Here is a 10,351-nt window from a genome sequence, read left to right as displayed (position 1 = left end):
GCGGCAACGCCTCCTGGGCCCAGCAGGCGCACCAGCTCGCGCAGCCGGCCGCGGCCGAGGGCCAGCCGGTGACGCCGTTCAAGCCGGTGGTCGAGGACCCCTTCATCGCCGCCGTCCGGGCGCAGAGCTCGGCCCGGCCCGCCGGGCTCGGCAAGCGGCTGGCCGCGCGTCTGGTCGACACCCTGATCGTCGGCGGTGTGACCGCGGCCGCCGCGATCCCCGTCGTGCCGAAGGCGATCGACCACATCGAGGCGAAGATCGACGAGGCCAAACTGTCGGGTCTGCAGACCACGGTCTGGCTGCTCGACGGCACGACCGCCGGCTACCTCGGCATCGTCCTGGGCGTCCTGCTCGTCGTCGGCCTGCTCTACGAGGCGCTGCCGACCGCCAAGTGGGGCCGCACCCTGGGCAAGAAGCTCTGCGGCATCGAGGTCCGCGACATCGAGGAGCACGAGCCCCCGACGTTCGGCGCGGCCCTGAAGCGCTGGCTGGTCTACGCGCTCCCCGGCATCTTCCTGATCGGCATCGTCGGCGTCATCTGGTGCCTCTTCGACCGCCCTTGGCGCCAGTGCTGGCACGACAAGGCAGCGCGTACGTTCGTCGCCGGCTGATGCGCCGCCGGAGCCGGCCGCTCCGCCCCGCGCCGCCGCATCCGAACGCCGTTCGGATCTCCTCGAGCGCCGGAGGGGCCGGCTTGTAACCCGGACGGCCCACACCCGGATGCGCCCGCCCGAACCGCACGTTCGACTCGGGGCATGACCACCGAACCGCCGCCCCCGGGCTCAGGCCAGCCGGAGGACGACCCCTTCAGGAAGCAGCCGCCGTCCGGCAGTGGCAGCGGCTCCCCCTACGACAGCCCGCAGGGCCAGGGCACCCCGCCCCCGAGCGACCCCTACGGCACCCCGCAGGGCGCCACGCCGCCGCCGAGCGGCGACCCCTACGGCACCCCGCCGCCCCCGCCGCCATCCGGCGGCTCCCCGTACCCCCCCCCCCCCCCCCCCCCCCCCCCCCCCCGCCGGGGGGGCCTCCGACCCGTACGGCGGAGGTGGGGGCGCCTTCGGCGGGTACGGCGGCGGCCCCGACCCGCTGCAGGGCATGCCCCCGCTCGCCGACATGGGCAAGCGCGTCGCGGCCCGGATCATCGACGCACTGATCATCGGTATCCCGCTGGCAGTGATCCAGCTGCCGTTCCGCAAGGTCGAGACGGACACGGACGACCTCGGTGACGTGGTCAGCCAGAGCTACAGCGGCTCGTCCTTCATCTGGACGCTCATCGCGTGCGTGGCCTTCGTCGGCTACGAGTGGTTCATGGTCAAGAAGAACGGCCAGACCGTCGGCAAGAAGCTGATGAACCTGCGCGTGGCGAACCTCCAGGACGGCTCCACCCCGGAGTCCAACGCGGCGCTGATGCGCGGCGCCGTGCTCTGGCTGCCGGCGCTCCTGTGCTGCCCGTGTGTGTGGTGGCTGATCCTGATCGTGATGATGTCCGTCGACAAGCCGTACAAGCAGGCCCTGCACGACAAGGCCGCGAAGACGGTGGTGGTCAGCGCCGCCTGACCGACGGGACGGCGGAACACAGGCGGCGGGACCGTGCGCATCGCACGGTCCCGCCGTCCATGTATGTCCGGGCCCACTGGCCTAGGTCCAGAACCGCTCGCTCAGTTGCGCAGTGAGTGCTCGCCGACACGCGACTCGATCCGCACCTCGGCCCCGGTGTGCAGACGCGGCAACGGCACGCGCTCGGTGGGGACTTCGGGTGCGCGGGCGGCCGCGGGCGCCGGGCGCGGCACCGGTACGGTCACCGCGACCAGGAGGCCGAGCCCCAGGGCGGCGACGGCGATGACGGCGACCCCGAGACCGGTACGGGTCTGGGAGAGCAGCAGCATGGCGAGCGTGGCGATCACGACCGTCACGGTTCCGTAGACGAGCTGTGCGGCAGTCGGACGCGGCATGGCGAACCGTCCTCTAAGAGGGTGCGGGGGTGTCGGTCGTGCGATCGGGCTGCTCGGGCAAAATCACCGTCAACTGACTCTATGACGACGGATTCCCTGCTGGAACGGCTAGTAAGCGTGACCTAACACACGGTGCCGATGCATGGGGGGCGCACGGGCTCATTTCGTATCTCATGCGCTGAGATGGGCGCGCCGTGCGGGCCCCGGGAAGCGTCCGGATAGTGCAACTCGCGCTGCAACTAACGTACTTGGGCACGTGAAGTCAAGGTCTGTCTTTTCTCCCGTAACTCCGGTCGAATGTCGTCACTTGTGACGCGACACTGCGCGCGGATCGTTCCGATTCCGGATCCCCCATCCGCAGACGCTGTCGCGGGGGAGGACAACACCCAAGTGAACAGTCAGACAGGCAGACGCCGTTCCATACGCGCGCTCGCCGTAGGTGTGGCACTGGCCGCCACCGGAGCGATGTCGTACGGCACCGCTCAGGCCGAGGGCCATATGCCGAGCGCCCCTTCGGGCGTGCAGCGCAATGACCCCGCGCCGGACAAGGGGCATGTCGAGCACGACCTCGAGGGGCCGTTCAGCGAGCAGCAGGCCGCCGAGCGCCAGGCCGCTCTGCAGGAGGTCGTCTCGGGCGACGCCAAGGCAGAGACCCGCGGCGCCTCCAAGGTCGTGAAGCTGGACGACGGCAAGTACGTCGAGCTGGGCCGTCAGAAGACGGACAAGATCTTCACGATCCTGGTGGAGTTCGGCGACAAGGTCGACGACACCACGATGTTCGACCCGGACGGCGAGGGACCCAAGCCGCCGGTCAAGAAGTTCGGCGGTACGCCGGGCCCGCAGCACAACGAGATCCCCGAGCCGGACCGCAGAGACGACAACTCCACGGACTGGATCGCGGACTTCAACCAGCAGCACTTCCAGGACCTGTACTTCGCGACCGACAAGGACAAGGAGTCGGTCAAGAAGTACTACGAGAAGCAGTCCTCGGGCCGCTACTCGGTCGACGGCAAGGTCTCCGACTGGGTCAAGGTCGAGTACAACGAGGCCCGTTACGGCTCGAACTACTGCGGCTCCACCAACTGCGCCAACGTCTGGGACGTCGTCCGCGACGGCACCAACGCGTGGGCCGCGGACCAGAAGGCCGCCGGCAAGACCGACGCCGAGATCAAGGCCCTGCTTGCCGAGTACGACCAGTGGGACCGCTACGACTTCGACGCCGACGGCAACTTCAACGAGCGCGACGGCTACATCGACCACTTCCAGATCGTGCACGCCGGTGAGGACGAGTCCGCGGGCGGCGGCGCCGAGGGCACCAACGCCATCTGGGCGCACCGCTGGTACGCGTACGGCACGGACGCCGGCCGCACCGGCCCGTCCGAGAACAAGGCCGGCGGTACGCAGATCGGTGACACCGGGGTCTGGGTCGGCGACTACACCGTGCAGCCGGAGAACGGCGGACTCGGCGTCTTCGCCCACGAGTACGGTCACGACCTGGGTCTGCCGGACCTGTACGACACCTCCGGCGGCGGCGAGAACTCCACCGCGTACTGGTCGCTGATGTCGTCCGGTTCGTGGCTCGGCGAGGGCAAGGAGTCGATCGGCGATCTGCCGGGCGACATGACCGCCTGGGACAAGCTGCAGCTGGGCTGGCTGGACTACGACGTGGCCAAGGCCGGCACGAAGTCCACGCACAAGCTGGGTGTCGCGGAGTACAACACCAAGAACCCGCAGGCGCTGGTCGTCGAACTGCCGAAGAAGGAAGTCACGACCCCGGTCGTGAAGCCGGCCAACGGCGCCAAGCAGTGGTGGTCCGGTCGCGGTGACGACCTCAAGAACACCCTGACCCGCTCGGTCGACCTGACCGGCAAGTCCAAGGCGAGCCTCGAGCTTTCGGGCTGGTGGGACATCGAGCAGGACTACGACTACGCCTACGCCGAGGTCTCCACGGACGGCGGCGCCAGCTACACGCCGATCGACGGCACCGCCGACGGCGCGGCGCTCCCGCGCGACGCCTCCGGCGCCCCGGCCCTGACCGGTGCTTCGGGTGCGTACAAGAAGCTCGTGTACTCGCTCGACGCCTACGCGGGCAAGAAGATCGACCTGCGCTTCCGCTACCAGACGGACGGCGGCGTCAACATGGTCGGCTTCGCGGCCGACGACATCTCCGTCGTGGCCGACGGCACCGCCCTGTTCACGGACGGCGCCGAGGGCGACGACAACGGCTGGACGCCCAAGGGCTTCTCGCGCGTCGGTGAGTCGATCACCAACGACTACGACCAGTTCTACATCGCCGAGAACCGCCAGTACGTGTCGTACGACAAGACCCTCAAGACCGGTCCGTACAACTTCGGCTGGCAGACCACCCGGGAGAACTGGGTCGAGCACTTCCCGTACCAGAAGGGCCTGTTGATCTGGAAGTGGGACACCTCGCAGCCGGACAACAACACCTCGGTGCACCCGGGTGAGGGTCTGATCCTGCCGGTGGACGCGCACCCGAAGGCCGAGCGCTGGACCGAGGACCTCGACAAGGTCCCCGGCAAGGACCTGATGCGCAACCGCATCCAGTCCTACGACTCGACCTTCAGCTGGCTCCCGGCGCAGGGCTTCACGCTGCACCGCAACGGTGTCGCGGCGAAGATCAACTGGAAGCTGGGTGTCCCGGTCTTCGACGACGGGCGCCACTCGTACTACGACGAGGCGAACCCCTTCGGCGGTGTCAAGATCACTGACACCAACACGAAGATCACGATCGTCGACCAGCCGCTGAGCGGCACGACGATGACCGTGAAGGTCGGACCTTCCTCGAAGTAATCCGTTAAACCGCAGGTCACAGTGCGTTCGGCCGTCGCCCTCTAGCGGGCGGCGGCCGAACGTGCTTTTGTGCTTGCTGTGCGGTTCTTATTGACAGGGTGTCTCACGGGGGAGTGATTCTGAATGGCTGGTGGCGGATTCTGCAGACTTCCGGGCGGCGATGTGGTCGTGGCCCTGGACCTGCCGAACCCTTGTCCCAGCGGGGCTCCGGGGGTACGGGTCGTGGTCCACGCGGCGAACCGCGCCCGGGCCCTGACCCGGCTGCGCAACCTCGGGCTGCGCGCGATCTACCTGCGCGGGAACACCGCACCGCCCACCCCGGACGAGATCACGGCGGTCCTGCACCATCCGGACGGCCTGATATGGCGGGGCGCCCCCGACACGGCCGAGGAGCTGTGGCACCCGATCAGGGCGCTCCTGAGGACCATGACGCCGCAGACGACCCGGTACGTGGTCTAGCCGTAGGCCCCCGGGGCCCGGTCCGGGCTCTAGACGACCGGCTTGCCCGACAGCTCCACACCGGCCGCGCGGAGCTCCTCCAGGGCCCGCTCCGTGCTGTCCTTCGCGACTCCGGCCGTGAGGTCGAGCAGGACGTGGGTGCGGAAGCCCTCGCGGGCGGCGTCGAGGGCCGTGGCCCGTACGCAGTGGTCCGTGGCGATCCCGACGACGTCGACCTCGGTGACCTCGCGGTCGCGCAGCCAGTCGGCGAGCGTCACACCGTTCTCGTCCGCGCCTTCGAAGCCGCTGTACGCGGCCGCGTGGGCGCCCTTGTCGAAGACCGCGTCGACGGCACCGGAGGCGACGGCCGGGGCGAAGTTCGGATGGAAGCCGACGCCCTCGGTGCCGGCCACGCAGTGCGCCGGCCAGGAGTCGCGGTAGTCGGGGTGCTCCGAGAAGTGGCCGCCCGGCTCGATGTGGTGGTCGCGGGTGGCGACCACATGCTGGTAGCAGGCCCCGCCGGTCTCGCCGATCAGGTCGGTGATCGCGGCGGCCACGTCCGCACCGCCGGCCACGGCGAGGCTGCCGCCCTCGCAGAAGTCGTTCTGCACATCCACGACGATCAAGGCGCGGCGCATGATCCCTGTCCTTCGTTTGTCGGCGGTCGTCGACTCGGCCGTTCTGACCGAGAGTAGAGACTTCAAGTCCGTTGCGGGAGAGGGCGTTTGAGGGTGCCGGCCCTCCGGGTCACCTGTCGGTCACACGTACTCGGTGGGAATGACCGCCTCGCCGCGCGACAGTTGGGTCGCGGACAGCGGCAGTCCGGCGCGGGCGGCCGCATGCCGGTCCCGTACGACGTCGAGCGACTCGCGGCCGAGCACCGCGCCGCCCTTGACCAGCTCGACCTGCAGCTGCCGGCCGGCCAGCTCGGCGGGCACCGCACCGGTGCCGATCACCTCGGCCTCGGCGGCACCGTCCTCGTCGACGCGGCGCGCGGCCCATTTGCGGCCGCCCATCGAGGACTTGGCGCCGAGCGACTTCTTCGCGACGGGTACCAGCGGGGCATGTTCGTCGGCGGACTCGGCGCGGGCGACCAGCTTGTAGACCATCGAGCAGGTGGGGTGCCCGGAGCCGGTCACCAGCTGGGTGCCGACCCCGTAGGCGTCCACGGGCGCGGCGGCGAGCGAGGCGATCGCGTACTCGTCGAGATCGCTGGTCACCACGATCTTCGTACGGGCGGCCCCGAGCTCGTCGAGCTGCTGACGCACCCGGTGGGCGACGAGCAGCAGGTCACCGGAGTCGATCCGGACGGCGCCGAGCTCGGGCCCGGCGATCTCGACCGCGAGCCGCACGGCCTCGGTCACGTCGTAGGTGTCGACGAGCAGCGTGGTGCCGCGCCCGAGCGAGTCCACCTGGGCGGTGAAGGCGTCGCGCTCGTTGTCGTGCAGGAGCGTGAAGGCGTGCGCGGAGGTGCCGACCGTGGGGATCCCGTAGCGGAAGCCGGCGGCGAGATCCGAGGTCGAGTTGAAGCCGCCGATGTACGCGGCACGGGAGGAGGCGACGGCGGCCAGCTCGTGCGTACGGCGCGCGCCCATCTCGATCAGGGCCCGCTCACCGGCGGCCGCGGACATCCGCGACGCGGCCGCGGCGATCGCGGAGTCGTGGTTGAGGATCGACAGGATCACGGTCTCGAGCAGCACGCACTCGGCGAAGGAGCCCTCGACGCGCAGGATGGGAGAGCCCGGGAAGTACACCTCGCCCTCGGGGTAGCCCCAGATGTCCCCGCGGAAGCGGTAGTCCGCGAGCCATTCGAGGGTCGGCCCGTCGACGATGTTCCGCTCGCGCAGGAAGTCCAGGACGGCCGCGTCGAACCGGAAGTTCTCCACGGCGTCGAGTACCCGCCCGGTCCCCGCGACGACGCCGTAGCGCCGCCCCTCGGGCAGCCGCCGCGTGAACGCCTCGAAGACCGAGCGCCGCTCGGCCGTGCCGGCCTTCAGCGCGGCCTGCAGCATCGTCAGCTCGTACTGGTCGGTGAAGAGCGCCGTCGAGGGAACATCCACCGGCAGCCCAAGGTCCGCTGTGTTCATGTGCGGGATCGTACTCCCATCTCGTCACTTTGACGATTTCAGCTGAGCCGTCGGTGGCCCGGCCCGGGTGGAGGGGCCCCTTTATGCACCGCGAGCCTCCAAGTGGCAGCATGGGACAAGTGAGTGTGGCTCCAGACGTGGCTCCAGCAGAGATCACCAACCCCGCCGACGGGAAGTCGGCGGTGGTCGAGCCCGACGTTCCCTGGGTGACGATCGTCCACAACGACCCCGTGAACCTGATGAGCTACGTCACGTACGTGTTCCAGGCCTACTTCGGCTACTCCAAGGACAAGGCCCACAAGCTGATGATGGACGTCCACCACAAGGGCCGCGCCGTCGTCTCCAGCGGTTCCCGCGAGGAGATGGAGCGCGATGTGCAGGCGATGCACGGCTACGGCCTGTGGGCGACGCTGAGCCAGGACCGCACCTGATGGCCGGCATGTTCGAGCCCGTACCCGGCGGCGGCGCGGCCGTCGCGCTCGACGAGGTCGAGGTCTCCATCCTGCGCTCCCTGGCCGTGCAGCTCCTCGAGCTGATCGGCCCGGGTCCCGGCGGTGAGCAGAACCCCGACCCGCTGGCCGAGCTGTTCGCCGACGGCCCGAGCGAGCCGCCGAGCGACCCCGTGCTGCAACGGCTCTTCCCGGATGCGTACGGCGATCCCGAGGCCGTGCCGGACGATCAACTCAAGGCGTACTCCGCCGAGTTCCGGCGCTTCACCGAGAACGACCTGCGGGCCGGCAAGCGCGACAACGCCCTCGTGGTCGTCCGCGGCCTCGACGCGCTCTCCCTCGACGGCGAGGGCGGCGCGGTCCTCAAGCTCACCCCGGACGAGTCGAAGCAGTGGCTCGGCGCCCTCAACGATCTGCGGCTCGCGATCGCCTCGCGCCTCGACGTGATCAGCGAAGAGGACACCGACCTGCTCTACCGGCTGCCGGACAGCGACCCGCGCAAGCCGATGGTGATGGCGTACCTGTGGCTCGGCGGTCTGCAGGAGACGCTCGTCGAGACGTTGATGGCGTAAGGCGCGAGGTCCACCGACGGTCCTGACGTCCGGATATCGGTGATCGCTGTCCGAATAACGATCGCATCACGCCCGCTGCCGTATTGCCTGGTGGCGGGCGTTTCCGCACTTCAGGCCGTGATGAGCGTCACGTAAAGAATCATTAAGGCCGTGGTAAAACTTCGGCACTTCGGTGGCGGCACCACCCCTCGCCGCTCCCGGAGACCTGGCGCACCGCCAGGCAGCTTGGCCTCCGCACGACCGCACGACCCCGTACGACCGGGGCCCGCGCTCCACGTCCATGGAGCGCCGCCCTCAAGTCGCCGACCGGACAACGGCGTTCGCTTCTCTCGTGCCCCCACCGCCCTGCCTGCCGCATCCCCTGCCGGATGCCGCCGTTCCGCACACCCCCCATGTGCCTGCCTTGAGGTGTCCGATGTCTCTTGAATCCCTGACGAGCTCCTTCGAGGAGACCGTCAACAGCGTGGTCGATCCCGTGGCTGAATTCCTCAGCAAGTGGGTCTTCTACGCCGTGCCCGTCGGCGGTGCCGAACTGCCGCTGATCGTCGCCTGGCTGGTCGTCGCCGGTCTGCTGTTCACCGGCCTCTTCGGCTTCCTCCAGATACGCAAGTTCAAGCTCGCCCTCAAGGTCGTGCGCGGCAAGTACGACGAGGAGGGCGCGGTCGGCGAGGTCAACCACTTCGGCGCGCTGACCGCCGCCGTCTCGGCCACCGTCGGCCTCGGCAACATCGCCGGTGTCGCCGTCGCCATCACGATCGGTGGCGCGGGCGCCGCGTTCTGGATGGCGGTCTGCGGTCTGCTGGGCATGGCCACCAAATTCGTCGAGGTCACCCTCGGAGTGAAGTACCGCAAGGTGCACGCCGACGGCACGGTCTCCGGCGGCCCCATGCAGTACCTGCCGGCCGGTCTCGCGGACCGATTCGGTGCCGGTTCTCCCGGACACAAGCTCGGCAAGGTCCTCGGCGTCTGCGCCGCGGTCTTCGTGCTCTTCTTCGGCCTCTTCGGCGGCAACCTGCTCCAGGTCAACCAGGCCTACAGCCAGCTCGCCAACACCACCGGCGGCGACAACGGCTTCATCGACTCCTCGGCCGGCGCCCTGGTCTTCGGCATCGTCGTCGCGCTACTCATCGGAGTGGTGCTGATCGGCGGCATGAAGTCGATCGCCAACGTGACCTCCAAGCTGGTCCCGGCCATGGCGATCATCTACATCCTCGGCTGCCTCGCGGTCCTCGCCGTCAACGCCGGCGCACTGCCGGGCGCGGTGGTCGACATCTTCTCCTACGCGTTCAACCCGGAGAGCTTCGCCGGCGGTCTCATCGGCGCCCTGATCGCCGGCTTCCAGCGGGCCGCGTTCTCCAACGAGGCCGGTCTCGGTACCGCCCCGATTGCGCACTCCGCCGTGAAGACCAAGCACCCCGCGAGCGAGGGCCTGGTCGCGCTGCTCGAGCCGTTCATCGACACCGTCGTCATTTGCACCATGACCGCCCTGACGGTCGTGGTCGTCAGCCCGCCGTCGCTGGCGGCGGCGCGGGCCGGCGAGGGCCCGGGCGGCGTGGTCATCACCTCGGACGCCTTCGAGACGGTCCTGCCCTGGTTCCCGTACGTGCTGACCGTCGCGGTGATCCTGTTCGCGCTGTCGACCGCGCTGACCTACGGCTACTACGGCGAGAAGGCCTGGGCGCACCTCTTCGGCCGCTCCAAGCCCAGCCTCACGCTCTTCCGCACCCTGTACACGGTGTGTGCCGCGGGCGGTTCGCTGCTCACGCTGACGGCGCTGTTCAGCCTGGCCGACGCGGTCCTGTTCATCCTCGCGGTGTTCAACATCATCGGTCTCTACCTGCTCTTCCCGGTGGTCAAGCGGGAGCTGAGCTCCTTCCTCGACTACGTCCAGCGCCGTGACAACGGTGAGCCGGAGCCCGAGGAACCGGAGAAGGAACTCCTGAAGGTCTGACCGGACTCCGCATCCGCCGACGGGGCCGCCCCCCCCCCCCCCCCCGCGGGCGGGGCCCGCCCCCCTTCCCCCGCGGGCCGCCCCCCCG

10 protein-coding genes are annotated in these 10,351 nt (G+C 69.4%); 7 read left to right on the top strand and 3 right to left on the bottom strand.

What is annotated here, in order from left to right:
* The coding region (locus JAO81_RS21685; protein ID WP_199549564.1) for an RDD family protein at positions 1–611 on the top strand (611 nt) is incomplete at its 5' end.
* Positions 612–1,095: 484 nt separating this feature from the next.
* On the top strand, positions 1,096–1,557 hold the full coding sequence (locus JAO81_RS44025) for an RDD family protein (protein ID WP_374194325.1): 462 nt from the start codon (positions 1,096–1,098) through the stop codon (positions 1,555–1,557).
* Positions 1,558–1,658: 101 nt separating this feature from the next.
* Here the strand turns inward: JAO81_RS44025 and JAO81_RS21675 are convergent, their stop codons facing one another.
* The gene (locus JAO81_RS21675; protein WP_199549563.1) at positions 1,659–1,952 is read right to left on the bottom strand and encodes a hypothetical protein; all 294 of its coding nucleotides are present in this window, start codon (positions 1,950–1,952) and stop codon (positions 1,659–1,661) included.
* Positions 1,953–2,417: 465 nt separating this feature from the next.
* Between JAO81_RS21675 and JAO81_RS21670 the strand changes: the two genes are divergently transcribed.
* The gene (locus JAO81_RS21670; protein ID WP_233415719.1) at positions 2,418–4,766 is read left to right on the top strand and encodes an immune inhibitor A domain-containing protein; all 2,349 of its coding nucleotides are present in this window, start codon (positions 2,418–2,420) and stop codon (positions 4,764–4,766) included.
* A gap of 123 nt (positions 4,767–4,889) precedes the next feature.
* Positions 4,890–5,225 carry a hypothetical protein gene (locus tag JAO81_RS21665; RefSeq protein WP_165330700.1) on the top strand — a complete coding sequence of 112 codons (336 nt, stop codon included), beginning with the start codon at positions 4,890–4,892 and terminating at the stop codon, positions 5,223–5,225.
* A gap of 29 nt (positions 5,226–5,254) precedes the next feature.
* Here JAO81_RS21665 and JAO81_RS21660 read toward each other — a convergent pair whose 3' ends face one another.
* Both JAO81_RS21660 and JAO81_RS21655 read right to left on the bottom strand, forming a co-directional pair.
* Positions 5,255–5,842, bottom strand: coding sequence for an isochorismatase family protein (locus tag JAO81_RS21660; protein ID WP_199549561.1), 588 nt, complete (start codon positions 5,840–5,842; stop codon positions 5,255–5,257).
* Between the two features lie 120 nt (positions 5,843–5,962).
* Complete coding sequence (locus tag JAO81_RS21655; protein WP_199549560.1) at positions 5,963–7,291, bottom strand: nicotinate phosphoribosyltransferase; 1,329 nt, start codon at positions 7,289–7,291, stop codon at positions 5,963–5,965.
* A gap of 110 nt (positions 7,292–7,401) precedes the next feature.
* On the opposite strand from JAO81_RS21655, the gene clpS reads away from it, so the two are divergent.
* The 3 genes from clpS (at position 7,402) to JAO81_RS21640 (ending at position 10,263) form a co-directional block, all read left to right on the top strand.
* Positions 7,402–7,722, top strand: a complete 321-nt coding sequence (clpS, locus tag JAO81_RS21650) for an ATP-dependent Clp protease adapter ClpS (RefSeq protein WP_199549559.1) — start codon at positions 7,402–7,404, stop codon at positions 7,720–7,722.
* Positions 7,722–8,312: a DUF2017 domain-containing protein gene (locus JAO81_RS21645; RefSeq protein ID WP_199549558.1), complete on the top strand. Its 591-nt coding sequence runs from the start codon at positions 7,722–7,724 to the stop codon at positions 8,310–8,312. The genes clpS and JAO81_RS21645 overlap by 1 nt, the downstream gene beginning before the upstream one ends.
* Positions 8,313–8,727: 415 nt before the next feature.
* The gene (locus JAO81_RS21640) at positions 8,728–10,263 is read left to right on the top strand and encodes a sodium:alanine symporter family protein (RefSeq protein WP_199549557.1); all 1,536 of its coding nucleotides are present in this window, start codon (positions 8,728–8,730) and stop codon (positions 10,261–10,263) included.
* The last annotated feature ends 88 nt before the right edge of the window (positions 10,264–10,351 follow it).

Origin of the sequence: Streptomyces sp. N35 (assembly GCF_016464295.1) — a bacterium.
Classification (GTDB): Bacteria; Actinomycetota; Actinomycetes; order Streptomycetales; family Streptomycetaceae; genus Streptomyces.
Note: the sequence above shows the minus strand (reverse complement) of the source record. Positions and strands in the feature narration are given on the sequence as shown.

Excerpts from the sequence above, each read along its gene's own strand:
- JAO81_RS44025 (WP_374194325.1), top strand. The coding sequence starts at position 1,096 with ATGCCCCCGCTCGCCGACATGGGCAAGCGCGTCGCGGCCCGGATCATC.
- JAO81_RS21675 (WP_199549563.1), bottom strand. The coding sequence starts at position 1,952 with ATGCCGCGTCCGACTGCCGCACAGCTCGTCTACGGAACCGTGACGGTC.
- JAO81_RS21670 (WP_233415719.1), top strand. The coding sequence starts at position 2,418 with ATGTCGTACGGCACCGCTCAGGCCGAGGGCCATATGCCGAGCGCCCCT.
- JAO81_RS21665 (WP_165330700.1), top strand. The coding sequence starts at position 4,890 with ATGGCTGGTGGCGGATTCTGCAGACTTCCGGGCGGCGATGTGGTCGTG.
- JAO81_RS21660 (WP_199549561.1), bottom strand. The coding sequence starts at position 5,842 with ATGCGCCGCGCCTTGATCGTCGTGGATGTGCAGAACGACTTCTGCGAG.
- JAO81_RS21655 (WP_199549560.1), bottom strand. The coding sequence starts at position 7,291 with ATGAACACAGCGGACCTTGGGCTGCCGGTGGATGTTCCCTCGACGGCG.
- clpS (WP_199549559.1), top strand. The coding sequence starts at position 7,402 with ATGGGACAAGTGAGTGTGGCTCCAGACGTGGCTCCAGCAGAGATCACC.
- JAO81_RS21645 (WP_199549558.1), top strand. The coding sequence starts at position 7,722 with ATGGCCGGCATGTTCGAGCCCGTACCCGGCGGCGGCGCGGCCGTCGCG.
- JAO81_RS21640 (WP_199549557.1), top strand. The coding sequence starts at position 8,728 with ATGTCTCTTGAATCCCTGACGAGCTCCTTCGAGGAGACCGTCAACAGC.